This is a genomic window from Streptosporangium sp. NPDC020145 (assembly GCF_040631275.1).
Lineage (GTDB): Bacteria > Actinomycetota > Actinomycetes > Streptosporangiales > Streptosporangiaceae > Streptosporangium.
Window position 1 is genome coordinate 26,557 of sequence record NZ_JBEXZT010000004.1, and the last position, 24,770, is coordinate 51,326.

Genomic DNA, 24,770 nt, shown 5'->3' on the forward strand with positions numbered 1-24,770 from the left:
CGGGAGGGGAGTCCCTACAGGGCGTGCAGGGCCAGGCCCGCGGTGAACAGCAGGCCGAAGACGAGCTGGAAACGGCCGGTCTGCTGCAGCGTCGCGATCAGCCCCCGGCCGGTGGCACCCTGGGCGACCGCCCTGACGGGGGCGACGGCCAGCGGGGCGGCGAGCAGGGTGAGCGCGGCGAACGGCTGCCAGGGGACCAGCGCCAGCGCGAGGACCAGCGGCAGCACCAGGCACACCGAGTAGAGCGTGCGGGTACGGCCGTCGCCGAGCACGACGGCCAGGGTGCGCTTGCCCGCGGGGCCGTCGGTCGCGATGTCGCGCAGGTTGTTGACCACCAGCAGTGCGCAGGCCAGCAGGCCGACGGGGACCGCGGCGGCGACCGCGGTCCACGGCAGTGACTCGGTCTGGACGAACGTGGTGCCCGAGACCGCGAACAGGCCGAAGAACACGAACACCGAGATCTCGCCCATCGCGCGGTAGCCGTACGGCCGCGAGCCCCCGGTGTAGAACCAGGCCGCCGCGATCGACAGCGCGCCGATCAGGACAAGCCACCACGCGCGGGTCACCACGACCAGGGCCAGCCCGGCGACCGAGGCGGCCAGGAAGCAGCCGAAGGCCGCGAAGAGCACCTCGCGAGGGGTGGCCGCTCCCGAGCCGACCAGCCGCATCGGGCCGACCCTGCCGTCGTCGGTGCCGCGCACACCGTCGCTGTAGTCGTTGGCGTAGTTCACGCCGATCTGCAGGGCGAGCCCGACGAACAGGGCGAGCAGGGCCCGCCACCACACCGCGCCGTCGTAGCCGAAGGCGACGCCGGTGCCGACGGCGACCGGGACGACGGCGGCGGGCAGGGTGCGCGGGCGGGCTCCGGCGATCCACTGGCTCGGGGTGGCCATGGCTGCGAACGTCCTCTCGAAGGTCAGCTGATGTCGGTGGCCAGGCGGACCATCCGCACGGAGCGACCGATGTGCAGCACCCGTTCGGCGCCGTCCTCGCCCCAGCCGGCCGACTCAAGGAAGCCGAGCACCGCGTGGTTGTCGGCGAACGCCCACGTCACGATGGTGCGGTAGCCGTCCTCCCTGAAGTGGTCGACCGTGGCGTTCAGCAGGCGGCTGCCGTGGCCGCGCCGTATGTGGTCGGGGTCGACCAGGAAGGTCAGCAGCTCCCCGGTCGTGGTCGGATCGAGGTCGGGGTCCTCCGCCGGGGCGTGCGAGGCCAGCCCGACGACACGCTCGGGACCCAGGGCCGCCGCCGCGGCCGCGATGCCGCCGGGACCGAGCGCGGGGAACGCGTCGGTGTCCAGGACGACCTTCTCGACCGCCACGAGCACCCTGTGCCGCCTGCTGGGCGGGGAGACGATCGCCTCGTCCCACTGCCGTCGCCAGAGGTCCTCGGCCGCCGTGCCGGTCATCTGCTCAAGCGGCCCCTCGGGAAGGAAGTCCCGGTAGCCGTATCTCCAGGCGCGAATCTGGGTGCTCGCCACCGCGGCGACATCATCGTGCCGAGCCGCCCGCACGCCTACGTCTGCCATTCGGCCCGCTCCCTCTCTGCCGTCTGCCGTCGCCCATGACACGCCGCCTCGCGGGTCTCGTGCCACGCGAGCGGGCATCAGGCGGGTGGAACCGTGAGGCAGCCCCTACACCGTATCGGGGAATCAGACTCAGAGATGACGCGGCTGCGTCTCGGTCTGGCGCCGTGCCCGATATGCCCGAGTCTTGGTGCGGTTGCCGCACACCTTCATGGAACACCACGAGCGCGAGCGGTTCTTCGAGGAGTCGACGAAGGCCCACTGACAGGTGCTCTCCGTGCAGACCTTCAACCTGGGCCACATGCCCTCGGCGTGCGCCTCCATCACGGCCGCCGCGATCCTGGCGAGCCCGCCGGGGACGCCGGAGGCGGCCGGTTCGAGGACCGGCCCCGCCTCGGTCAGAACGACCCGCAGCGCGAGATCGGGGAACGACCTGGGCGGGGCCGCCTCCTGGTCGCGGTCGTGGTTGTGCCGCAGCGCGGCGCGCAGGGACTCGCGCAGGTCCACGGCGGCGCTCACGTCGGTCTCGTCCGCCGTGTCGGCGGGCCTGATCAACTCGTGCCTGCCGAGCCAGGCGGTCAGCGTGGCGGGGGACGGGATCGAGTCGGTCGCGCTCTCGACGTCGTAGGTGTTCACGAAGTCGCACACCAGGTCGGCGGCGTTGCCCATGGTCAGTCACCTCTTCGAACCGCTGTTGAAACCACTGTATGTCAATAGGAGGTTTTTCTCTCCTCGACACCCGCATAATGATTTCAATGGTGTCGGCTCTCGTCTCGCCGGGTACGGGCGGCGGCGCTCAGGCCTCCTCGACCGCCGTCGCCAGCCGCCTGACCCCCTCGGTCAGCTCCGCCGTGTGCGCCGCCGCCGAGTGGCTGACCCTGATCCGGGGGCCGGGTGGCTCGGCCGGGTAGTAGATGCGTCCCGGGCTCACCAGGACGCCCGCCCGCCTGGCCCGCTCGACCACGGCCTCCTCGTCCAGATGGCGCGGGAGCCGTACCCACAGGTGCAGGCCGCCACGGGGGAGGAGGTGGATCTCCGCGGCCGGGGCGAAGGCGGCGAGCGCGCCCGCCAGGGCGTTCCTGCGGGCCGTCAGCTCGCTCTCCAGCATGTCCAGGTGGCGGCGCCAGGCCGGTGAGCCGACGAACTCCAGAGCGGTCTCCTGCAGCGGCCTGGCGACGAAGAACGACTCGACGATCTGGCTCGCCCGCAGCCGCCGCGCCGCGGGTCCCCTGGCGACGAGGCCCGCCACGCGCATGTTGGGGGACAGGACCTTGGTGAGCGAGTTGATGTGCACCACGGTCCCGTGCTCGTCGAGCGCGGCCAGCGGCGGCGGGACCGGGGAGGTCGCGAAGTATCTGGCGTAGTCGTCCTCGACGACGAACGCCCCGGCGGCCCGCGCGACCGCGAGCACCTGCCTGCGCCGGTCGAGGGGGAGCGTCGCGCCGGTCGGGTTGTGCAGCGTTGGCTGACACAGGAAGACCCGCGCGCCCGTGACGGCGAACGCCTCGGCCAGCAGATCGGGCCGCACCCCGTCCCCGTCCATCGGTACGGCCGTCGCCCGCAGCCCGGCGGCCCGCGCCGCGGCGAGCGCCCCCGGGTAGGTGGGTGTCTCGACCAGCAGGGGGGTGCCGGGGGCGGCCAGAGCGCGCAGCGCGTGGGTGAGGGCGGCCTGCCCGCCGCTGACCACGAGGACGTCGGCGGCGGTCACGTCGCCGCCCAGTTCGCAGGCGAACCACCCGCGCAGCTCGGGCAGGCCGCCCAGCGGCGGCACCTCCCAGACGCCGGGACGTCGCATCGCCCGTGCCCCGGCCGCCGACAGGGCCCGCGCGGGGCGGATCGACGGGTTGAGGTAGCCCCCGGTGAGCGGGACGACGCCCTCGGGTGGCGGGGTGAGCAGCCCGACCACGTCGGTGTCGTCGACCACCCGGTCGCCGAGCGCGACCGTCTGCCAGGACAGGTCGGGGGCGTTCTCCACCCGCGCCTGCGCGGGGGCCACGTAGGTCCCGCTGCCCGGCCTGACGATCACCCGGCCCTCGGTGGTGAGCCTGCTGAGCGCCCTGGAGACGGTCACCGGACTCACACCGTGGACCCGCATCAGTTCGCGGCTCGACGGCAGCCTGTCGCCCGGCCGCAACCGCCCGGCCTCCTCCCTGAGGATGGCGGCCAATCGGACGATACTGCTATCGTCATTCATGAGAGACAAGAGTAGCGCTACGCTCGCCAGTCCGATAGCGGTCGGCCGGGAGGCCCCGGCGCCGGCGGAGGGAGGCGCCTCGTGGCGCGGGACCCTGCTCGCGGGGCTGGGGGTGCTGACCTTCTCCGGCTCCTTCCCCGGCACGGTCTTCGCGATGGAGGGGTTCGACCCCTACCTCGTCGCGATCGGGCGCGCCGTGGTCGCCGTCGTCGCGGCGGTCGTGTTCCTGCTGGTGGCCAGGGCGCCCTTACTGCCGCCCAGAGAACACCTGTGGTCGTACCTGGTCATCGCCGCCGGGGTGGTCTTCGGCTTCCCGATTCTCAGCGGGCTGGCCCTGGACGCCGGAGCCGACACCTCCCACGCCGCCGTCGTGGTCGGCCTGCTACCCGCCGCGACCGCCGTCTGCGCCGTCCTGCGGGGCGGGGAACGGCCGAGGCCGCTGTTCTGGGCCGCCTGCGCGCTCGGCGCCCTGTCGATCACGGTCTTCACCGTCGGCAGAGGCGGCGGCCACGTCACCGGCGCCGACCTGCTGCTGGTCGGGGCGCTGCTGTCGGCCGCCGCCGGCTACACCGAGGGAGGGCGCCTGGCCAGGCGGACCCCCGGCTGGCGGGTGATCTCCTACGCCCTCGTCGTCGCGGCCCCGCTCACGGTCCCCCTGACGGTCGCGCTGGCGCTGACCACGCAGATGCGGCCGAGCGCGGTCTCGCTGGCCGGGTTCGCCTACGTCGGGCTGATCTCGATGTTCCTGGGCTTCATCCCCTGGTACGCGGGTCTGGCCAAGGGCGGCATCGCCAGGGCCGGGCAGACCCAGCTCGCCCAGCCGCTGCTCACCCTGCTGTGGGCCTGGCTCCTGCTCGGCGAGCCGTTCGACCCGGTGACGGTCGCCGCGGCACTGGCCGTGCTCGTGTGCGTCGCGGTGAGCCAGCGGGCGCGCTCCTGAGGAATTCCCCAAATTATCGTGGTGCTTTGTTGGGGAATGCGGCCATTCTCGGATTGCGATGTTCCGGACGGGTGCCGTGCATGCTGAAAGGACGGGGGAAAACGCCTGACGCCTGCCGATCGGAAAGTGATCTGTTTCCCCCGGCGTCGTTCGTGGGGGCCGTTCACTGTTCCGGAGGGCAACATTGTTCCCACCGTCTCTTCCCGGCACGGGAGGAGCGGTTATACGGTCAGCGAGACCGGTGCCCACGGGCAGGGGGTGGTTCCCCCACGGTCACGGGCGGGCGGGCGACGCAGGCCCTTCGGCGACAGATGGAGGACGGTCATGGCTGGAAGCCCCAAGGTCGGGGACGTGGTCGAGGACTTCGAGCTCCTCGACGAGACCGGTACGGCACGGCGGCTCGTTGATCTGGTGGCCAAGGGGCCGGTGGTGCTGTTCTTCTACCCCGCGGCCATGACCACGGGGTGCACCGCGGAGAGCTGCCACTTCCGCGACCTGGCGGAGGAGTTCGAGGAGGTCGGCGCGAACCCGGTCGGCATCAGCCGCGACGCCGTCACCCGGCAGAAGAAGTTCGCCGACACCTACGACCTGGGCTTTCCCCTGCTGTCCGACCCCGACGGGGCCGTGGCCCGCAAGCTCGGCGCACGCCGTAACTTCGCGGTCGGGCCGTTTCTCACCCGCAGGATGACCTTCGTCATCGACGTCGACCGTCGCCTGCTCGAAGTGATCCACAGCGAGACCAGCATGCTGTCCCACGCCGACCGGGCGCTTGAGGTTCTGCGGGCCCGCGCGCAGGAGTGACGGGACCGGCCGGGCGTGATTTTAGAGGTCCCAGGTGATCACACGGTGTAGCCATGGTCATGGGGTGGAGACGCTGGGGGGAGACGGCGAAACCTTCGCTGGACCGGCGGGAGGATAAATGGTCACCCTGGGGCTGTTCGTGCTGATCGAAGCCAAGCCCGGCAAAGAGGACGAGGTCGAGAGCTTCCTCAAGGAGGCGATCGCGCTCGCCGAGATGGAGGAGGGGACACCGGTGTGGTTCTCCATCCGCCTGGGACCGACGACCTTCGCCGTGTTCGACGCCTTCGCCGACGAGGCGGGCAGGGAAGCCCATCTGTCGGGCCAGATCGCCAAGGCGCTTGAGGACCAGGCCTCGCGCCTGTTCGCCAAGCCCCCCGCGGTCAACAAACTGAACATCCTGGCGGCCAAGCTGCCCGGCCGGTGACTCTCAGTGGGTTTCCGTGGGAGTCAGGAGATCCGCCGCGTGCCGTAACTCCGCCACGAGATACTCGGTGCCGCCCCGTCCGTCGGACTTCTCGATGATCGCGGCCAGCGCCCTGGCCGCGCCGGGTGAGAGCCGTACGGCGGGCTTGGTGCCGGCGTAGGGGATCGTCAGCAGGATCGAGGGGCCGTCCTGCTCGCCGGGTGAGTGGGGGCGCACGGTCTGGCTGGCCGTGATCGTGAGGTGCAGGCCTTTCCAGACAGTCGTGCGATGGGTCGTCGTGAGAGCGTCGCGGTTGCCGTGGTTACCGTCACACCAAGCGGGACATTCCACCGCAGAATTATTATTCATCACCGAACCATGGCTGTCGGCTGTGGGCTTCCCCGTCAGCATCTTAGGCGGGGAAGCGAGGTGTCAAGAAAGTGAATACGTGGAATTCCCCCGGATCGGAGAAAAGGCGGGATTTTTCGTTATCGGTCAGCCGTATGCGTCGTCCCGCGGCGGCGGATTCCTCCGAGGCCGGTTTCGGTCCCCGTCCGGGAAAAGGTCGGGCGCACATGCCGTACGGCCGTGCCGAAAACGGGGCGCACGGGATGGGGGAGCGCGATGCATCATGGGAGGCGCGGGCCTTTCGGGTACGCCAGGACATAAGGTGTGCCGATACAAGGAGGCCTGATCGTGATCGACCCGCACATCGCCGAGCTGCTCGGGATCGATCCCGAGGCTCCTGAGACGCGGCGCGAACTGCGGGCCGCCGAGCGCGACGTGCGGCTCATCGAGGAACTCGTCAGGTTGCGCAGGGCGCGGGGCCTCACCCAGGCTCAGGTCGCCGAGCGCATGCGCCGCACCCAGCCCGCGGTCTCCGACTTCGAGCGTCTCGGCGGCGACCCTCACCTGTCCACGATCAGGCGTTACGCCCTGGCCATCGGAGCCGAGGTCACCTACGTCGTGCGGGAGCTGGACGACCCGCCCTCGGAGCCGCTGGAGCACGTCGTCGAGCGGTAGCGGCCGTCAGGAGGGGGCCAGAGCTCGTTCGAGGCAGTCGAAGACGCGATCGAGCAGGGCGGCGTGTTCCTCGACCACCTTCTGGATGGGCTCGCCGGCGAAGACCTTGTCCACGGTGGTGACGTAGACCGTGCGGTAGGCCGAGACGATCATCGCTGCGGAGACCCGTGACCACGGGTCGTCGGAAGGTGCCCCCGCGGCCTCGGCCAGCAGTGAGCCGAGCAACTCCTCGAACTCGGCCGCCCGTTCCCTGGCCCGCGCCTGCAGCGACGGGGAGTCGATCACGACCTGCCAGAAGAACCGGTAACCGTCGGTGAACGCGCCGAAGGGGTGATTGTCCCGCAGGAGCTCCCGCTGCAGGCGCCGTAGCGCGGTCAGCGGCTCCTCACCCTCGTGGCGTTCCCTGATGGCCCTGGTGATCAGCTCGGCGGCCTCGGGGAACCGGTCGAGGAAGAGGTCCTCCTTGCGCGGGAAGTAGTTGAAGACCGTCTTCGCCGAGACGCCCGCCGCCTCGGCCACCTCGGCGACCGTGACGTTGTCGAACCCGCGCCTGAGGAAGAGCCCGGAGGCGATGTCCGAGATCGTCTGGCGTGTCCGCTGCTTCTTCCGCTCGCGGAGTCCTGGCTCGCTGCTCATGCGCTGACTATAGTTGATAAAAGTTTTTAGTCGTAGTAACTTTCTAGTGGCGGTAAGAATTTTCGTGGAGGTGTGGTGTGTCGTACGACGTCGTGGTGGCCGGAGGCGGCCCTGTCGGGCTGATGCTGGCCTGTGAGCTGGCGGTCGGAGGCGTCTCGGTCGTGGTGATCGAACGGCTGACCGAGATCGACCAGACCGTCAAGGCGGGTTCGCTCAACACGCCCAGTGTCGAGGCGCTCCACCGGCGCGGCCTGCTTCCCGCGCTCCGCGCGGCGGAGGAGGAGAACCTCGCCGCCTTCATGAGGGGGAACGCCCCCAAGGGCAGGCCCCAGGGCGGGCCGAAGTTCGCGGGACACTTCGCGGGGATCGTGCTCAGAGGGGACCTGCTCGACCCCACCGACCCCGACCTGGGCGGGAACGGCCCCGGCGACAACGTCAAGCTGGTCGGCCAGCAGCAGCTTGAGTGGATTCTGGCCGAACGCGCCGCCGAACTCGGGATCGAGGTACGCAAGGGAGTCGAGCTGACCGGCTTCGAGGCCGACGAGGACGGGGTGACCGTCACCACCACCGAGGGCACGATCCGCGGCGGCTGGCTGGTCGGCTGCGACGGGGGAAGGAGCCTGGTGCGCAAGCTCGCGGGTTTCGACTTCCCCGGCACCGACCCCGAGATCACCGCCCACCAGGCCATGGCCGCGATGGAGGGTACGGAGGAACTGCGGCTGGGCTGGAACGCGACTCCGACCGGCGTCTACGCCTACGGTCCCATGCCCGGCCGGATCCTGACCGTGGAGTTCGGCGGCGTGCCCAAGGACCGGGACGCCCCCGTCACCACCGAGGAACTGCAGGACTCGATCAGGCGGGTCACCGGGGCGCCCGTCGTCGTGACCGGCATCAAGACCGCGACCCGGTTCACCGACAACGCCAGGCAGGCGACCACCTACCGGAAGGGGCGGGTGCTGCTCGCCGGGGACGCCGCCCACGTCCACTCACCCTTCGGCGGCCAGGGGCTCAACCTCGGTCTCGGCGACGCGATGAACCTCGGCTGGAAACTCGCCGCGACCGTGCGCGGTGACGCCCCCCAGGACCTGCTCGACACCTACACCGCGGAACGTCACCCGATCGGTGCCTGGGTGCTCGAATGGACCCGCGCCCAGATCGCGGTGATGCGTCCCGACCGCCACGCCAGGGCGTTGCGCGCGGTGGTCACCAACCTCGCGGAGACCGTGGCCGGAACCACCTACCTCGTCAAGCAGCTCTCCGGGGTCTGGCAGCGCTACGACATCCCCGGTGACCACCCGCTGCTCGGCAGGAGCGCCCCCGACCTGGAGCTGGCCGACGGTTCCAGGCTCGCCGACCACATGCACACCGGCCGCGCGCTGCTGCTCGACCCGTCAGGGGAACTCGCCGCCTCGGCGTACGGCTACCGCGACCGTGTCGAGGTCGTCGGGAGCGCGATCGTGGAAAGGCCGCAGCTCGCCGGACTGCTCGTCAGGCCCGACGGATTCGTCGCCTGGGCGGCTGACGAGGGGCACCCGAGCCCGGTCCCGCTCGGGACGGCCCTGTCCACCTGGTTCGGAGCACCCGCCGTCACGGGCGCGGGCGGGAGCGCCGAAGCGGAGACGAGGGCCGTGGGAACGGCCTCCTGAGCGTCCGCCGGGCCCGCGCCGGACCCGGCGGACGCGGCTCATCACAGGGGGTGGTTGTAGATCAGGCGGAAACGGTCGCCGGGGATGACGATGTCGCTGGTCTCCACCGGGCGGTCGCCCGCCCAGTGGGTGCGCTCCACATGCAGGACGTGGACCCCCGCGGGCAGGGCGAGGACGTCGCTCTCGGCGGGCTGGGGCACACGCGTGTAGACCTGTTCGACGATCTCGGTGACCTTGACGCCGAAGGAGGAGAGCCTTGATATCAGACCCCGGGGGTTCTCCTCGGCCGCGGGCTCGCCGAACCCGGTCGGCTCATAGGAGGTGGCCAGCTGAACCGGTCTGCCGTCGCCGCGGAAGACGTAGCGGACACGGGTCACGGGGGCCGACTCGTCCAGGCGCAGTCGCTGGGCGATGCCGGGCGGGGCCTCGGTGTGCTCGGCCCGCCACTCCCAGGTGGCGCGGGTGCCCTGCGACTGGATGTCCGCGCCGAAGGGGGCGTGGTGATCGTGGAAGCGCCAGCGGTGCAGCGGCAGCAGCACCGGCCTGGCCCGCACGTAGTGGCCGGAGCCGACCCGGCCGATGATCAGCCCCTCGGCGGCGAGCACCCGTAGCGCGTGACGGGCGGCCGTCTCGCCCACGCCGTACTTTCTGGTCAGCTGGGCGCGGGAGGGGATCGGCGCGCCGGGGGGAAGGGAGCCGTCGACGATCTGGCGGCGGATATCGGCGACGACGCGCAGGTAGACCGGATCGGAGCTTGCCACGTGTTCATCCCTGGGTTCGACAGCGTCGCCCCATCCTGACGTATTCGGTGGACAACTCACGGTAATGGCGGCGATTTGGAGTTCCAACTTTGCGGCCTCCCGGAGAGCGCGTGAAAATCTCTCAGAGACTGTGTAACGCCCGCGTAAGGAGCCTCGATTCACCTACAGAGGCCGTCGATGTGTGTACCCCCGAGCACATATCGGCGGCCTCTGTGCCTCTTTGCTCCGCCTGGCGGCGTCGCGGGCTTGGGCGCTTCGGGACGGTGTCTTCCCTCGTCACTGCGTCGCTGCGCTCCTGCGTTCCTCGGTCCAGGCGCCGACGCGCCCAAGCCGAAACTTCTCACACTTGGGGCCGGTGAAGCACAAGCTGTGTCCCCCTTGCTCCGCCTTCGGCGTCGTGGAGGCTTGGGTGCTTCGGGACGGTGTCCTCCCTCGTCTCTACGTCGCTGCGTTCCTCGGTCCAAGCATCGACGGCCCAAGTCGGCACTCCTCACGTGGGGCGCCGGGGGCCTTGGGCCGGGAGGCTCTCAGGTAGGGCACGGGAGAGGGTTTTGGGAGAATTTCTGCCTTCTGGGGTGGTGATGTTCGGGGCGTTTCCGGCTGGCGGAGGGGGCTTCTGGGGGGTTTGTCTTATTTGGTGGTTTGTTTGGAGTTCGGGGGCGGTGGGGGCTTCAACGGGGGGTTTCCGGGAGGAGGAAGCGGGGCCATGTGGGGGTTGACGAGGCAGGGAAGGGGGAAGAGGGCTTAGGCGGGGTGGCGGGGTCTACCGTTTGCGTGGTTCCGGGTAGCGTTCGGTCTATGGCAGCGCCAACTGGAACCTCTGACGCCCCCTTCGGCCGCATGCTGACCGCGATGGTCACACCGTTCACCGCGGACGGCTCGGTCGACTACGAGGGAGTGCGGCGCCTTGCCGCCTACCTGGTGGACGAACAGCGCAACGACGGCATCATCGTGAGCGGCACCACGGGTGAGTCCCCGACGACCACGGACGAGGAGAAGGAGCGCATCCTGCGCGCCGTCGTCGAGGAGGTCGGCGACCGCGCCACGGTCGTGGCGGGGGCGGGCACCAACGACACCCGCCACAGCGTCGAGCTGGCCACGGCCGCCGAGCGCGCCGGGGCCCACGGTCTCCTGGTGGTGACGCCCTACTACAGCAAGCCCCCGCAGGAGGGGCTCTACCGGCACTTCACCGCCGTGGCCGACGCCACCGGCCTGCCGGTCATGCTCTACGACATCCCGGGCCGCAGCGGCGTGCCCATCGAGACCGCCACCCTGCTGCGGCTGGCCGCGCACGAGCGGATCGTCGCGGTCAAGGACGCCAAGGCCGACCTGTTCGCCGGGTCCCAGGTGATGGCGGCGACCGACCTCGCCTTCTACTCCGGCGACGACACGCTCAACCTGCCGTGGATCTCGGTCGGAGCCGCGGGATGCGTCAGTGTCATCGGGCACGTCGTGGGCGCCGAGATCGCCACGATGATGAGCCTGTACCGCTCCGGCGACGTCGCGGGAGCGCTCGCCGTACACCGTGCGATCCTGCCGGTGGTCGAGGGCGTCATGACGCGGGCGGGCGGTGCGATCATGACGAAGGCGGCGCTGACCCTGATGGGGCGCTCCGCGGGACCGGTGCGGGCACCGTTGGCCGACGCCACGGCGGAGCAGGTCGCGCGGCTGAGAGAAGACTTGATCGCGGGTGGCGTGAAGCTGCCCGACGGAGATGTGTCATGAGAAGGAACGCGGCGGCCGGTGACGGCCGCAGAGGGGAGAAACGGAAGTTTGAGTGACAGAGGACACAGTGGCCGGCCGGTGACCGGAGTGCTCGGCGAGGGAGCAGTCCCGCCGGCGGAGGGGGCCGCCTCCACCTACCAGAGAGGCGTGGCCGGATGAGTCATCCCCACCCGGAGCTCGGGCCGCCTCCCGAGCTTCCCGAAGGCGCGCTGCGCATCGTCGCGCTGGGCGGCCTGGGCGAGATCGGCCGCAACATGGCGGTCTTCGAGTACGACGGCCGTCTGCTGATCGTCGACTGCGGGGTGCTGTTCCCCGAGCCCGACCAGCCCGGCGTCGACCTGATCCTGCCCGACTTCGAGTACATCAGAGACCGCCTCGACGACGTCGAGGCGCTGGTGCTGACGCACGCGCACGAGGACCACATCGGTGCCGTGCCGTACCTGCTGCGGGAGCGGCGTGACATCCCGATCGTCGGCTCGAAGCTGACGCTGGCGCTGATCGAGGCCAAGCTCACCGAGCACCGCATCCAGCCGGTCAAGGTCGAGGTCGTCGAGGGCGAGCGGCGTGTGTTCGGGCCGTTCGAGACCGAGTTCTTCGCGGTCAACCACTCGATCCCGGACGCGCTGGCCGTGGCGATCAGGACGCCCGCGGGCATCGTGCTGCACACCGGTGACTTCCGGATGGACCAGCTGCCCAGCGACGGGCGGCTGACCGACCTCGGCGGGTTCGCCAGGCTCGGCGCCGAGGGCGTCGACCTGCTGATGTCGGACTCGACGAACGCGGAGGTCCCGGGCTTCGTCACCAGTGAGCGGGAGATCGGCCCGGTCATCGACGAGGTGATCCGCACCGCGGAGAAGCGGGTGATCGTGGCGAGCTTCGCCTCCCACATCCACCGCGTCCAACAGGTCATCGACTCCGCGGAGAAGCACGGCCGCAAGGTCGCGCTGGTCGGCCGCTCCATGGTCCGCAACATGGGCGTCGCCAGGGACCTGGGCTACCTGAGGGTGTCGTCCGACGTCATCGTCGACGCCAAGGAGATCGAGGGCCGGCCTCCAGAGGACGTCGTGCTGATCTGTACCGGATCCCAGGGCGAGCCGATGGCGGCGCTGTCGCGCATGGCCAACCGCGACCACCCGATCAGGGTGGCCGAGGGCGACACCGTCCTGCTGGCCTCCTCCCTGGTCCCGGGCAACGAGACCGCCGTCAACAAGGTGATCAACGGGCTGAGCCGCTGGGGCGCCCGCGTGGTGCACAAGGGCAACGCCAAGGTGCACGTCTCCGGGCACGCCGCCGCGGGCGAACTGCTCTACGTGCTCAACCTGACCAGGCCGTCGAACTTCATGCCGGTGCACGGAGAATGGCGTCACCTGCGGGCGCACGCCAAGCTCGCCGCGCTGACCGGGGTTCCCGACGACCACATCGTGATCGCCGAGGACGGCGTCGTGGTCGATCTGCTCGACGGCCGCGCGCGGATCGTGGGAGCGGTCCCCGCGGGCTACGTCTACGTGGACGGCACCTCGGTCGGCGACGTCACCGACTTCGCCCTCAAGGACCGTCGCATCCTGGGCGAGGAGGGCTTCATCTCCATCGTCGTGGTGGTCGACACCGGCACGGGCAAGCTGACCGGAGGGCCGGAGATCCACGCCCGGGGGTCGGGCATCGACCCCGACCGGCTCACGGAGGTCCTCCCGCAGATCGAGAGGGCGATCGAGGAGAACGCCGCCGACGGCGTCGTGGACATCCAGCAGGTCCGCAGGGTGGTCCGCAGGACCGTCGGGCGCTGGGTGAGCGACACCTACCGCCGCCGCCCGATGATCGTCCCCGTGGTGATCGAGGTCTGACCCGTCTCCGCCGTACGGCCAGCTCAGGCGGGCCGTACGGCATGTCGGTGGGGGCGGATCCATGGGGCTTTTGTTCCGTATGGTGGGGCTGGTACCGGCGAGCCTGCGCGTGATCGACGGTGTCGCTCGATAGCCTCGCTAGCATGGCCACCGGTACGTCTAAAGGCGCCTCAGGCAAGACTCCCGCCAAGGGGTCGGGCCGGTCCGGGTCCTCCGCGCCCCGCACGGCTCCCGTCAGGCGGGCCGCCACCACCCGGGCGAAGCCCGCCCCGCGTTCCAGAAGACCCCCGGGCCCCCAGCCCGACCCGCTCGGCTGGGTGTTCACCATGATCGGCAAGCTGTTCATGGGGGTCTGGATGCTGCTGGCGGGCGGCATCGGCACCGCGGCGCGCGCCCTCGGGCAGAACGCCAGGGAGCTCGACCCGGTGCACCGCCGTGACGGGCTCGGCCTGGCGGTGTTCTCCGGGGCCGTCGCGCTGGCCGCCATCCTCTGGCGGGACACGACGGGCACGGTCTCCCAGGTGGTCAACGGGGTGATGCGCGGGACCTTCGGGTCTCTGGCCTGGCTGATCCCCATCCTGCTCGCGCTGCTGGCCTGGCGGCTGCTGCGCCACCCCGACCAGAACGCCGACACGGGCCGGATGGGCATCGGGTGGTCGGCCCTCATGATCGGCCTGCTCGGCGTCGTGCACGTGGTGCACGACACGCCGTATCCGTCGGGAGGACCAACCGACGGGATGGACAAGGTCTCGGCCGCCGGAGGCATGGTCGGCTTCATCGTCTCGGCGCCGCCCGCGAGCATCCTGCCTGCCTTCGTGACGATCCCGCTGCTGCTGATCCTGTCCGGGTTCGGCGTCCTGGTGATCACCGCGACACCGGTCCACCGGGTCCCCGAGCGGCTGGCCGAGATCAGGCACATGCTCTTCGACCGGGAGGCGCCCCCCAAGGCCAGGCCCGCCAGGAAGCCCGCGCGCAAGCGTCCCGCCGAGGAGCGCGAGGGCGGCGAGACCGTCAAGCCGTACGACACGCCGGTCGTCACCGAGACGCGGGCGGGGACCGGGCAGGACCACTCCCCGGAGATCGTCCCCGGGCTCACCGAGGAGCAGCCGGAGGAGGAGGCCGTCGCCGCCACCAGGGCGGAGCCGCCTGCCCCGACCCCGGCGCCGCGCAAGGTCGAGCAGCTCGTCCTGTCGCCGCAGGCGGGCCCCTACACGCTGCCGGACATCCAGCTCCTGCGCCCGGGCAGCGCTCCCAAACCGCAGACCAAGGCCAACACCGTCGTGGTCAACGCGCTGACCAGCGTGATGGAGCAGTTCTCCATCGACGCCCAGGTGATCGGGTTCACCCGGGGGCCGACGGTGACGCGCTACGAGATCGAGCTGGGCCCCGCGGTCAAGGTCGAGAAGGTGACCGCCCTCACCAGAAACATCGCCTACGCCGTCAAGTCCGCCGACGTACGCATCCTGTCGCCCATCCCCGGCAAGTCGGCGATCGGCGTGGAGATCCCCAACACCGACAAGGACCTGGTCTCCCTCGGCGACATCCTGCGCTCGCAGGTGGCCCAGGCCGACCACCACCCGATGATCGTCGGCCTGGGCAAGGACGTCGAGGGCCGCACCATCGTGGCCAACCTCGCCAAGATGCCGCACCTGCTCATCGCGGGCGCGACCGGCGCGGGCAAGTCGGTCTGCGTCAACGGCCTGATCTCCTCGATCCTGATGCGCGCCACGCCCGACGAGGTGCGGATGGTGCTGGTCGACCCCAAACGGGTCGAGCTGAGTGTCTACGAGGGCATCCCGCACCTGATCACGCCGATCATCACCAACCCCAAGAAGGCGGCCGAGGCCCTGGAGTGGGTGGTCGGTGAGATGGACCGCCGCTACGACGACCTGGCCGCCAGTGGTTTCCGGCACGTCGACGACTTCAACAAGGCGGTGCGCACGGGCAAGCTCGTGCCGCCGCCGGGCAGCGAGCGTGTCTACCAGCCCTACCCGTACCTCCTGGTGATCGTGGACGAGCTGGCCGACCTGATGATGGTCGCCCCGCGCGACGTCGAGGACTCCATCGTCCGCATCACCCAGCTCGCCCGCGCCGCGGGCATCCACCTGGTCATCGCGACCCAGCGGCCGAGCGTGGACGTGGTCACCGGCCTGATCAAGGCCAACGTGCCCTCCAGACTGGCCTTCGCCACCTCCTCGCTGGCCGACTCGCGCGTCATCCTGGACCAGCCGGGCGCCGAGAAGCTGGTCGGGCAGGGTGACGCGCTGTTCCTGCCGATGGGCGCGAGCAAGCCGATGCGGTTGCAGAACGCCTTCATCTCGGAGAAGGAGATCGGCGACGTCGTCGCGCACTGCAAGGAGCAGATGCAGGTCGAGTACCGCGACGACGTGGCCGCCTCGGCGACCGCCAAGAAGGAGATCGACGAGGACATCGGCGACGACCTCGACCTGCTGGTCCAGGCCGCGGAGCTGATCGTGACCACCCAGTTCGGCTCGACCTCGATGCTCCAGCGCAAGCTGCGGGTCGGCTTCGCCAAGGCGGGCCGTCTGATGGACCTGCTGGAGAGCAGGAACGTCGTGGGGCCGAGCGAGGGCTCCAAGGCGCGCGAGGTCATGGTCAAGCCCGACGAACTGCCCGGACTCCTGGCCGACCTGCGGGGTCAATGACGCCCCCGACGTACGGGAGCAGCCCGATTACTGGTTGAATAGGACTCACTACGCAGCGTCGGGTGCTTTGGGGGCGTGCGGCTATGAGCATTGGTAGTGGTTTGGCGCAGGCGCGCCGGTCGGCGGGGCTGACCGTGGCGGAGCTGAGCGCGCACACGCGCATTCGTGAGGCGTTGATCCACGCGATCGAGCGTGACGACTTCTCCCAGTGCGGAGGGGACTTCTACGCGCGGGGCCACGTCCGGAACATGGCCAAGGCCCTCGGGCTCGATCCGGAGGCCGTGGTGCACGAGTACGACGAGCTGCACGGGGGCGTGCCGCTGCCGGTCAGGGCCGCCAGCGTGTTCCAGGCCGACACGCCCATCAAGATCCGTGAGAGCCGCTCGCCCAACTGGACCATGGCCATGGGTGTCGCGCTGGCCATCGTGGTGGTCTTCGGCGTGGTCAAGACCATGGGCGGGCGGGGGGAGACGCCGACGGCCGAGGTGCGGCCCGCCGTGCCCGCGCACTCCGAGGCGGGCAGGGCGTTCGACACGCCCGGGCCGACACGCAGGCCCAACTCGCTGGCCGCGGGCACGGTGAGCGGGCCCGTGGTCCTCAAGATCAGCGCGAAGCGCTCCTCGTGGCTCGACGTGAAGGACGTCAGTGGCAAAAAACTCTTCTCCGGCACGCTGGAGGCGGGTAAAACCTCCGTCTGGCGGGCGGAGAAAGGGATGAAGGTCACTTTCAGCGACGGCGGGGCTGTCTCGTTGCAGCTCAACGGCAAGGACCTCGGCGCTCCCGGGCGCCGTGGGCAGGTCGTCAACCGCTCCTACGGCCTGCGGGACTCCACACCGAGCTGACCCGGGGCCATCTGGGAACGGGGGAGGTGCATCGGTGGCCGTCAACTCCCGATACCGTAGTGTCCACCATGTCATCCCGCCGAACCGCATCGCTGATCACGCTGGGCTGCGCGCGCAACGAGGTCGACTCAGAAGAGCTCGCCGCGCGTCTTGAGGCTGCCGGTTGGCAGGTGGGCGACGACGACCCCGAGGTCATCGTCGTCAACACCTGCGGCTTCATCGACTCAGCGAAAAAGGACTCCATCGACACCCTGCTCGCCGCGGCCGACTCCGGGGCCAAGGTGGTCGCCGCGGGCTGCATGGCCGAAAGGTACGGTGACCAGCTCGCCGACGCCCTGCCCGAGGCCGCGGCCGTCATCTCCTTCGACGACTACACCCAGATCGGCGCGCGTCTCGACGACGTGCTCGCCGGCAAGTCGCTCGTCCCGCACAGTCCGCGTGACCGCAGGACCCTGTTGCCGATCTCCCCGGTCGAGCGCGCCTCGGCCCCCAAGACCAACATCCCCGGCCACGGAGAGCTGCCCGAGGGGCTGGCCCCGGCCAGCGGTCCCAGGCCGCTGCGCAAGCGCCTGGGGGACGGCCCCGTCGCCTCGCTGAAGCTGGCCTCCGGGTGCGACAGGCGCTGTACGTTCTGCGCCATCCCCGCCTTCCGCGGCGCCTACGTCTCACGTGATCCCGCCGAGCTCATCGGTGAGGCCGCGTGGCTGGCGGGTGAGGGCGTCAAGGAGCTCGTGCTGGTCAGCGAGAACTCCACCTCCTATGGCAAGGACCTGGGCGACCTGCGGGCGCTGGAGAAGCTGCTGCCCTCCCTGGCGGCCGTCGAGGGCGTCGAGCGGGTGCGGGTCAGCTACCTGCAGCCCGCCGAGCTACGTCCCGGCCTGCTGGAGGTGATCTCCTCGACCGAGGGCATCGCCCCCTACTTCGACCTGTCCTTCCAGCACGCCAGCGGCTCCGTGCTGCGGCGGATGCGCCGTTTCGGTGACCCGAGGCGCTTCCTCGACCTGCTGGAGATGATCAGGGCCAAGGCTCCCGAGGCCGGAGTCCGCTCCAACTTCATCGTGGGCTTCCCCGGCGAGACCGAGGAGGAGTTCGGCGAGCTCGTCTCCTTCCTTGAGCTGGCCAGGCTCGACGTGATCGGCGTCTTCGGCTACTCCGACGAGGAGGGCACCGAGGCGGCCTCGCTGCCGGGCAAGCTGGAGCAGGAGGTCATCGACGCACGGGTGGCCACGCTGACCGAGCTGGCCGACGAGCTCATGGCCCAGCGGGCCGAGGAGCGCATCGGCACCGAGGTCGACATCCTCATCGAGGAGGATCTCGGCGACGGCGGCTACGAGGGACGCGCGGCGCATCAGGGCCCCGAGGTGGACGGGTCCGTCACGGTCCAGGGCATCGGCCTGGTGCCCGGGCAGATCGTCAGGGCCGTCGTGGTCGACTCAGAGGGAGTGGACCTGATCGCCCGCATCAAGGCCGCGCCGTGAGCGCGCCACCGGGCCGGGGGACCGTATGACCAATTCGCCAGAGACCGGTACCGGCACGACGCCGGCGACCACGCGCCCGAAGGTGAGCGCGTGGAACATCGCCAATGTCGTGACGGTGATACGGCTGGCGATGGTCCCCTTCTTCGCGGCCTGCCTGTTCCTGCCCGGCGCGGGCTGGCGGGTCACCGCGCTGGTGGTCTTCCTGGTCGCCTCGCTGACGGACCTGCTCGACGGCGAGCTGGCCCGGCGTTACGGCCTGATCACCGACTTCGGCAAGATCGCCGACCCGATCGCGGACAAGGCGCTGATCGGTGCGGCCCTCATCAGTCTCTCGCTGCTCGACGAGCTGCCCTGGTGGGTCACGATCGTGATCCTCGGCAGGGAGCTCGGCATCACCCTGATGCGATTCGCGGTCATCAGGCACGGTGTGATCCCCGCCAGCTACGGGGGCAAGGTCAAGACCGTCCTGCAGATCGCCGCGATCGTCTCCTACATGTGGCCCGGGGTCCCCGAGCCGGTCCGTCTGGTCGTCATGGGCGCGGCCGTCGTCGTGACGGTGGGCACCGGCCTCGACTACGTGATCCGCGCGGTCAGGCTGCGGCAGGTGGCCAGGAAGGCGCGGGGCGAATGAGTCACCGTCTGCTCGCCGCGACCAGCGTGCTGTCCCTTCTCATCCGCAGAGGGGAGACGGTCGCGGTCGCCGAGTCGATGACCGCGGGGCTGATCGGCGCGGTCCTCACCGCCCCTCCGGGGGCCTCGACGGCCTTCGTCGGGGGTGTGCTGTCCTACGCGACCGAGCTCAAGCACCGGTTGCTCGGCGTTCCCGCCGACCTGCTCGACCGGGAGGGGGCGGTCCATCCGGACGTCGCGGCCGCGATGGCCGAGGGCGTCCGTGAACTCACCGGCGCCTCCTACGGCCTGGCCGTGACCGGTGTCGCCGGTCCCGAGCCGCAGGACGGCAAACCGGTCGGCACCGTGCACCTGGCTGTTAGTGGTCCTGATGGGCGGGTATGGCACCGGGATCTCCACCTCGCAGGCGCCCGTGAGGAAATTCGCCAATCGACAGTCAAGGAGGCCGTAGACCTGCTTTTAGGTGTGCTGGAGTCGAACTTGGGGGAACATTCCGGGTGATTACCGCGTTACGTCCCCAGCGAACATGCTCACCACGGTCTGCCGCAGGGTTGGTGGATACAGGTACGGTGGAACTGTGAGTGAGGTAAAGGTCAAGCGATGATGACGGCGAGGAGTATGTACGAAGGGTCGCGTTCGAAGAACGGGCGGCACGAACCGATCGCGCGGAGTGTCGTGAAGGCGCCCGCGCCGGGGAGGGAGCGACAGATGGTCCTGCTGCGTCAGCTGCTCGGTGACGTGCTGCGGCGGCTGCGGGTGCGGCAGAGTCGCACCTTGCGTGAGGTGTCCACACTGGCTCGTGTTTCTCTCGGATATCTGTCCGAGGTGGAGCGTGGCCAGAAGGAGGCCTCCTCCGAATTGCTCGCGTCGATCTGCGGTGCCCTCGGTGTGCCGCTCTCACAGGTGCTGCGTGAGGTCTCAGACCAGTTCGCGCTGGCCGAGCTTCAGCACGCCCCGGTGCTCGCCGGTGACGTGCCCGAGCGTGAACGCCTGCCGATCGCCGAGACCGTGGTCTCCGGGGCTCTTCCGGATTCCGTCTTTCCCGAAGTCAACGACATGGTCGCTGCCTAACCGGTCACTCGTTCCGGCTGGCAGTGACGACACCAGACGATCAGCCGTTCCTGCGGCCCTCTCCCCATCTCACCGCGACTGATCCGGTTCCCACAGCGCAGGCAGGCCCGTCCGGCCCTGCCGTAGACCCAGGTGTCCCGGCCGGGGCGTGCGTCTCCTGTCGTCACCCTGTTGGGACGCTCCCTGTTCGCGTGCAGTAGCCGCTGCGCGATTCTCACCACCTTGTCCAGGTCCTCGACCGCGCCGACGGGCCGCCACGGCCACAGACCGGCCAGGAACAGCGTCTCGGCCCGGTAGATGGTCCCGATTCCCGCAAGGTTGCGCTGATCCAGCAGCGCCTCTCCGATCGTCGTCTCCGGGACGGCGGACAGCCGCCGTACGGCCTCGCCCGGATCCCAGTCCGCCCCGAGCAGGTCGGGGCCGAGATGCCCGACGACTCTCGCCTCGTGCCCGGTGGGCAGCAGATCGACCATGCCCAGCCGTACGCCTGTGGCCTGCCACTCCTCGTTGGCCAGCAGTAGGCGCACGACGTCTCCCGGGGGCGTGCCCCGTCCCGGTCTGGAGATCCGCCAGCTTCCCTCCATCCGCAGATGGGTGTGCACGGTCAGACCGCCCTCGACCCGGGTGAGCAGGTGCTTGCCCCGGGACCGGGTCTCCAGGACGGCCCGGCCGGTCAGATCCGCGGTCGCGTGGGCGGGCACGCGGAAGTCGGAGCGGGTGAGCACCCGTCCGTCGAGCGCGAGACCGAGCCGTTTCGCGGTGAGGTGGACGACGTCACCCTCGGGCACGGCGGTCTCCCGGCTGGTGCCGGCGACTCAGTCCCACGCCGAGGGGTCGGCGGCGAGCTGGCGGACCCGTTCGGGGAGCACACCGGTGGCCACGCTGTCGAGCGTGACCTCCTCCAGGATGGCCCGCTCACTGGCCCGCAGCGCGATCCAGACCTGCTGCAGCGCCTCGGCGGGGCCCCGGTAGCCGACGTGCTCGGGGCGCTCGCCCCGCACGTTGGCCAGCGGCCCGTCAACGGCGCGGATCACGTCCGCCAGGGTGATCTCAGAGGCGGCGCGAGCCAGCACGTAGCCGCCCTCGGGCCCTCTCTGACCCCGGACCAGACCGGCTCGCCGCATCTGCAGGAGGATGTTCTCTAGGTATTTGGGCGGCATGTCCTGCTCCTTGGCCAGCTCACCCACGGTGGTAGGTCCGTCACCCGCGGCGGCGAGTTCGGCGGCGGCACGTAGGGCATAGTCGACACGAGCGGATAGACGCATGTAATCGATTATCCCGCCTGCTATTGACTGCTTACGCGCGAGGTGGCGGAAAAAACGAACTCACGTCCGCAGCCTTCGGTGACGACAGGGGCTCGCAGCCACGCCTCCGCCGGCGCGGGCTGGTGGATCACGTAGTGGTGAGGGGCGATCGCGGAGGTGCGGCCCGGGAGCAGGGCCATGCACGCGGCGTGGGCCTCCTGGGGGGTTCCTCCGGAGACATGGCAGGTCAGACGTCCGTCCGCGTCGTGGGTCACCAGGTGCGGGCGATCTCCGAGGGCCGCGTCGACCAGCCGTTCCACGGCCTCCAGGTTCACCCAGCACGAGTCGGTGTGGACCCAGCCCGGGCCGTACTCGACGGGCGGGACCCCGCACAGGTCCGCCACCTCCGGCAGCGGGACCACGTGCCCCGCCGCCTCGATCAGCAGTCTGACCAGGCCGGTGCCGAAGCTCTCCGCCTCGGCGCGGGACATGACGCGGGGGTCGATCCAGAACGTCAGGTCGACCTCGTCCTCAAGGCGGTTGGTCCACAGCGCCAGGTGCGCGGGGAAGGAGGCCTCGGGCAGCCACCGGCACTCGATGTCCTCCGCCGGGGGAGGCTCCCGCTCGGCCAGGGCGACCCCGCTCATGTCGCTGAAGACGCAGTCACGGGCGAAGTCGATCCCCCGCTCGGTGTTGACGGCCCCGATCAGGTTCCAGAGCGCGATCGAGTCGAACCTGGTGTGCTGGTAGCCGGTGAGGGAGGCGGTGCGGAAGCGGCGGACGGCCTCGTCGAAGGTGGGGACCTCCAGATCGGCGGTGATCAGCGCGTCCTGGGCGATCGGGCCGACGTAGTCACGCACCTCGGGGCGGATCCTGTTGCTGGTCAGCGAGGCGATCACGCAGGTCCGCTGGACGGTCCGCGCCCCGATCAGCGTCCCGAGCGCGGCGAGGGTGACCACGGACCTGCTGGCTCCCGTACGGCGCGCCACGGCGCCGAGCGCCTCGGCCGCGACGGTGGAGCGGACCCGCAGCCGGGGCCGGAGCGCCTCGGGGTCGGCGGTCTCGTCGACGGCGAACATCGACTGGGGCACCCGGCCGAGCTGGGTGCCCCAGTGCCGCAGGGCGGCGGCGGTGCGCAGCCGGGTGGGCGGGGCCTTCTCCTCCAGGGCCAGGTCGAGCGGCTGGGTCGGGCACGGCTCGGGCACGGCCTCGCCTCTGATCAGCCGTTCCCAGTCGCGCATCACGGTGGCCAGGCCGACCTCGTCGACCGAGGTGTGCGTCAGCACGAAGACCATCCTGAGGGGGACGTCCCCCTCGGTGATCACCGCGACCCGGATCGGCAGCTCGTTCTCCACGTCGAACCGGTCGCCCTGCAGGCGCAGGCCGACCTCCTCGGCCAGCCGGTCGACGGCGTCCGGTTCCGGCTCGTCCTCGACGACGTGGACCTCGACGGGCAGGGTGCCGGACCCGGAGACCAGCTGGGTGTCCCCGCGGATCGTGGCCCGCAGACTCTCGTGCCTGGCCAGCAGCAGCCCGACCGCCTCGACGACGGCGGCCAGGGTCGTCCCGTGGGGAAGGGCCGTGGTCTCACGGAAGTTCATGTGCAGAGGGGGGTCACGCAGCACGCAGCGGGCCATGTTCGCCTGGCCCATCGTGACGGGGCCGTGCCGGGTCGGTCGTCCCGCGTAGCAGGCCGAGATCCTGATGACGGTTTCCATGTCGAGACCTGCCTCGCCACACGCCGCAAGAGTCTTACTGAAAAGAATCTTTACCATTTCCCGTTTCCCGGAGTGTTCCACGCGACGGGCGGGCGTCGCAAGCCCTGATTTCACGGCGATCCCGTGCTGTGAGGGGGCGGTGGAGGCGGGTAAGTCCGGGGAAGGAGGGGGAAGGACATGCCGGAAGAGGCCCTCCTGGCCTCCCCGCACCCCCCTTCGGGGCTAAACTATCAGGAAGCTTTATTAATGAATAGAACCGCTATTCTTACCTGAATGTAATTGCGACGGGGAAACGGCGAACAAGAGAGCATGCGTATGGAGCGACGTCCTGGCGTGCCCAGGCTGCTGAGGGAGATCAACGACCGGGCCGCCCTGGAGCTGTTGCTGGATTCGGGACCGCTGACGCGGGGCCAGATCGGAGAGCTCACCGGCCTTTCCAAGGTGACGGCGTCCCAGACGCTCGCGCGCCTTGAGGAGCGCGGTCTGGTCGAGGTGGCAGGGGAGCAGGCGGGAGGAAGAGGGCCAAATGCCGCGCTTTACGGCATCATTCCCTCCTCCGCTTATGTGGCGGGTCTGGATGTGGGCCCGGAATTCGTGACCACCGCCATCGCGGATATCCACGGGGACATCGTGGCCGAGGTGACGGTCGCGCCGAACGGGCACGACGACCCGGTGGCGCTGGTGCACAGCGCGGTCGTCAAGGCGTGCCGGTCGGCGAAGGTCGCCCTGTCCAAGCTGAGGGCGGTCGTGATCGGCACCCCGGGCGTCGTCGACCCCAGGACCGGGGACGTGCGTTTCTCCTTCGACCTGCCCGGCTGGCACGAGGGAATCCACGAGGCGCTCGCCCGTGACCTGCGGCGCGACGTCAGGATCGAGAACGACGTCAACCTCGTCGCGGTCGCCGAGCGCGCTCGTGGCGCGGCGCACGGGGCCGACGACTTCGTGCTGCTGTGGGTCGGCCGCGGTATCGGTCTCGGCGTCGTGCTCGGCGGCAGGCTGCACCGGGGCCTGTCCGGCAGCGCGGGTGAGATCGGCTACCTGCCGGTACCCGGCGTGCCGCTGGCCGAGGACATCCGGGCGGTGCCCGGACGGCTGCCCTCGCTGGCGGGTGGTCTGCAGTCGCTGGTCAGCGCGGAGGCGGTGATGGAACTCGCCGCGACCTACGGCTTCAGCGGCGAGAGCGCGACCGAGTGCGTGGCCGCCGCGGTCGGGGCGGGAGAGCGGGGGGAACCCCTGCTCGACGAGATCGCCGGGCGTCTGGCGCTGGGCGTGGCCTCGGTGTGCGTGGTGCTCGACCCCGGGCTCGTGGTGCTCGCCGGGGAGATCAGCCAGGCGGGCGGAGCCGTGCTCACCTCCAGGATCGAGGAGGCGGTCGCCAGGATCTGCCCGGTCCGCCCGCAGGTCGTGCCCAGTCAGGTGATCGGGAACCCGGTTCTGCGCGGGGCCGTCCTGGCCGCACTCGACCAGGCACGCGAGGAGATCTTCGCCTCCTGAGCCGTGCGCGGGGGGTGTTCCGGGATGCCGGAGCACCCCCCGCGCGTAATGGAACGTGCCATTTTCCCGACTTGCCGGTTTCTTCTTGATCGCCCGTTGCGGTGTGAGGAAGATCGTCTATGCTGGCGCGGA

The 24,770-nt window shown here is 70.2% G+C and carries 24 protein-coding genes; 14 read left to right on the forward strand and 10 right to left on the reverse strand.

What is annotated here, in order from left to right:
• Positions 1-14 precede the first annotated feature (14 nt).
• From ABZ463_RS08360 to ABZ463_RS08375, 4 genes are all read right to left on the reverse strand, one after another.
• Positions 15-893, reverse strand: a complete 879-nt coding sequence (locus ABZ463_RS08360; protein ID WP_362774354.1) for a 1,4-dihydroxy-2-naphthoate polyprenyltransferase — start codon at positions 891-893, stop codon at positions 15-17.
• A gap of 23 nt (positions 894-916) precedes the next feature.
• A complete protein-coding gene (locus tag ABZ463_RS08365; protein WP_352008466.1) occupies positions 917-1,528 on the reverse strand; it encodes a GNAT family N-acetyltransferase in 612 nt (203 codons plus the stop codon).
• 129 nt (positions 1,529-1,657) lie between these two features.
• Complete coding sequence (locus ABZ463_RS08370; RefSeq protein WP_362774358.1) at positions 1,658-2,194, reverse strand: CGNR zinc finger domain-containing protein; 537 nt, start codon at positions 2,192-2,194, stop codon at positions 1,658-1,660.
• A gap of 127 nt (positions 2,195-2,321) precedes the next feature.
• A complete protein-coding gene (locus ABZ463_RS08375; protein ID WP_362775328.1) occupies positions 2,322-3,701 on the reverse strand; it encodes a PLP-dependent aminotransferase family protein in 1,380 nt (459 codons plus the stop codon).
• Between the two features lie 16 nt (positions 3,702-3,717).
• Between ABZ463_RS08375 and ABZ463_RS08380 the strand changes: the two genes are divergently transcribed.
• The 3 genes from ABZ463_RS08380 (at position 3,718) to ABZ463_RS08390 (ending at position 5,884) form a co-directional block, all read left to right on the forward strand.
• Positions 3,718-4,659, forward strand: coding sequence for a DMT family transporter (locus ABZ463_RS08380; RefSeq protein WP_362774361.1), 942 nt, complete (start codon positions 3,718-3,720; stop codon positions 4,657-4,659).
• A 324-nt stretch (positions 4,660-4,983) separates the two neighbouring features.
• A complete protein-coding gene (locus ABZ463_RS08385) occupies positions 4,984-5,460 on the forward strand; it encodes a peroxiredoxin (protein ID WP_362774364.1) in 477 nt (158 codons plus the stop codon).
• A 118-nt stretch (positions 5,461-5,578) separates the two neighbouring features.
• On the forward strand, positions 5,579-5,884 hold the full coding sequence (locus ABZ463_RS08390; protein WP_352008470.1) for an antibiotic biosynthesis monooxygenase: 306 nt from the start codon (positions 5,579-5,581) through the stop codon (positions 5,882-5,884).
• Positions 5,885-5,887: 3 nt separating this feature from the next.
• Here ABZ463_RS08390 and ABZ463_RS08395 read toward each other — a convergent pair whose 3' ends face one another.
• Positions 5,888-6,214 carry a hypothetical protein gene (locus ABZ463_RS08395; RefSeq protein ID WP_362774367.1) on the reverse strand — a complete coding sequence of 109 codons (327 nt, stop codon included), beginning with the start codon at positions 6,212-6,214 and terminating at the stop codon, positions 5,888-5,890.
• Positions 6,215-6,559: 345 nt separating this feature from the next.
• Here ABZ463_RS08395 and ABZ463_RS08400 point away from each other — a divergent pair, with 345 nt between their 5' ends.
• Entirely contained in the window at positions 6,560-6,886 is a 327-nt protein-coding gene (locus ABZ463_RS08400) for a helix-turn-helix transcriptional regulator (RefSeq protein WP_352008472.1), read from the forward strand.
• Between the two features lie 6 nt (positions 6,887-6,892).
• Here ABZ463_RS08400 and ABZ463_RS08405 read toward each other — a convergent pair whose 3' ends face one another.
• Complete coding sequence (locus ABZ463_RS08405) at positions 6,893-7,522, reverse strand: TetR/AcrR family transcriptional regulator (protein WP_362774371.1); 630 nt, start codon at positions 7,520-7,522, stop codon at positions 6,893-6,895.
• A gap of 77 nt (positions 7,523-7,599) precedes the next feature.
• On the opposite strand from ABZ463_RS08405, the gene ABZ463_RS08410 reads away from it, so the two are divergent.
• On the forward strand, positions 7,600-9,168 hold the full coding sequence (locus ABZ463_RS08410; protein WP_362774374.1) for an FAD-dependent monooxygenase: 1,569 nt from the start codon (positions 7,600-7,602) through the stop codon (positions 9,166-9,168).
• Between the two features lie 41 nt (positions 9,169-9,209).
• On the opposite strand, the gene ABZ463_RS08415 is transcribed toward ABZ463_RS08410, so the two are convergent.
• A complete protein-coding gene (locus ABZ463_RS08415; RefSeq protein ID WP_352008475.1) occupies positions 9,210-9,929 on the reverse strand; it encodes a GntR family transcriptional regulator in 720 nt (239 codons plus the stop codon).
• 798 nt (positions 9,930-10,727) lie between these two features.
• Here ABZ463_RS08415 and dapA point away from each other — a divergent pair.
• The 8 genes from dapA to ABZ463_RS08455 all read left to right on the forward strand — a co-directional run bounded on the left by dapA (position 10,728) and on the right by ABZ463_RS08455 (position 20,182).
• The gene (gene dapA / locus ABZ463_RS08420; protein ID WP_352008476.1) at positions 10,728-11,654 is read left to right on the forward strand and encodes a 4-hydroxy-tetrahydrodipicolinate synthase; all 927 of its coding nucleotides are present in this window, start codon (positions 10,728-10,730) and stop codon (positions 11,652-11,654) included.
• A gap of 155 nt (positions 11,655-11,809) precedes the next feature.
• On the forward strand, positions 11,810-13,495 hold the full coding sequence (locus tag ABZ463_RS08425; RefSeq protein WP_352008477.1) for a ribonuclease J: 1,686 nt from the start codon (positions 11,810-11,812) through the stop codon (positions 13,493-13,495).
• Between the two features lie 143 nt (positions 13,496-13,638).
• Positions 13,639-16,161: a DNA translocase FtsK gene (locus tag ABZ463_RS08430; RefSeq protein WP_362774379.1), complete on the forward strand. Its 2,523-nt coding sequence runs from the start codon at positions 13,639-13,641 to the stop codon at positions 16,159-16,161.
• An 83-nt stretch (positions 16,162-16,244) separates the two neighbouring features.
• The gene (locus tag ABZ463_RS08435; RefSeq protein WP_362774383.1) at positions 16,245-17,003 is read left to right on the forward strand and encodes a RodZ domain-containing protein; all 759 of its coding nucleotides are present in this window, start codon (positions 16,245-16,247) and stop codon (positions 17,001-17,003) included.
• Positions 17,004-17,071: 68 nt separating this feature from the next.
• Positions 17,072-18,481 carry a 30S ribosomal protein S12 methylthiotransferase RimO gene (gene rimO, locus ABZ463_RS08440; RefSeq protein ID WP_352008480.1) on the forward strand — a complete coding sequence of 470 codons (1,410 nt, stop codon included), beginning with the start codon at positions 17,072-17,074 and terminating at the stop codon, positions 18,479-18,481.
• Between the two features lie 25 nt (positions 18,482-18,506).
• Positions 18,507-19,112, forward strand: a complete 606-nt coding sequence (gene pgsA / locus ABZ463_RS08445) for a CDP-diacylglycerol--glycerol-3-phosphate 3-phosphatidyltransferase (protein WP_352008481.1) — start codon at positions 18,507-18,509, stop codon at positions 19,110-19,112.
• Positions 19,109-19,612 (forward strand): nicotinamide-nucleotide amidohydrolase family protein, encoded by a 504-nt coding sequence (locus ABZ463_RS08450; RefSeq protein ID WP_352008482.1) that lies wholly within the window; start codon positions 19,109-19,111, stop codon positions 19,610-19,612. Before pgsA ends, ABZ463_RS08450 begins: the two co-directional genes overlap by 4 nt.
• 207 nt (positions 19,613-19,819) lie before the next feature.
• Positions 19,820-20,182 carry a helix-turn-helix transcriptional regulator gene (locus ABZ463_RS08455; RefSeq protein WP_352008483.1) on the forward strand — a complete coding sequence of 121 codons (363 nt, stop codon included), beginning with the start codon at positions 19,820-19,822 and terminating at the stop codon, positions 20,180-20,182.
• Here the strand turns inward: ABZ463_RS08455 and ABZ463_RS08460 are convergent.
• From ABZ463_RS08460 to ABZ463_RS08470, 3 genes are read right to left on the reverse strand one after another with little or no spacing between them, the layout of a single operon-like run.
• Entirely contained in the window at positions 20,179-20,970 is a 792-nt protein-coding gene (locus tag ABZ463_RS08460) for a DNA-formamidopyrimidine glycosylase family protein (protein ID WP_362774389.1), read from the reverse strand. The two genes, ABZ463_RS08455 and ABZ463_RS08460, sit on opposite strands and share 4 nt — an antisense overlap.
• 27 nt (positions 20,971-20,997) lie before the next feature.
• Complete coding sequence (locus ABZ463_RS08465) at positions 20,998-21,447, reverse strand: Rrf2 family transcriptional regulator (protein WP_184719254.1); 450 nt, start codon at positions 21,445-21,447, stop codon at positions 20,998-21,000.
• A 20-nt stretch (positions 21,448-21,467) separates the two neighbouring features.
• On the reverse strand, positions 21,468-23,144 hold the full coding sequence (locus ABZ463_RS08470; protein ID WP_362774393.1) for a condensation domain-containing protein: 1,677 nt from the start codon (positions 23,142-23,144) through the stop codon (positions 21,468-21,470).
• A gap of 315 nt (positions 23,145-23,459) precedes the next feature.
• Here ABZ463_RS08470 and ABZ463_RS08475 point away from each other — a divergent pair, with 315 nt between their 5' ends.
• The gene (locus tag ABZ463_RS08475; protein WP_352008486.1) at positions 23,460-24,638 is read left to right on the forward strand and encodes an ROK family transcriptional regulator; all 1,179 of its coding nucleotides are present in this window, start codon (positions 23,460-23,462) and stop codon (positions 24,636-24,638) included.
• The last annotated feature ends 132 nt before the right edge of the window (positions 24,639-24,770 follow it).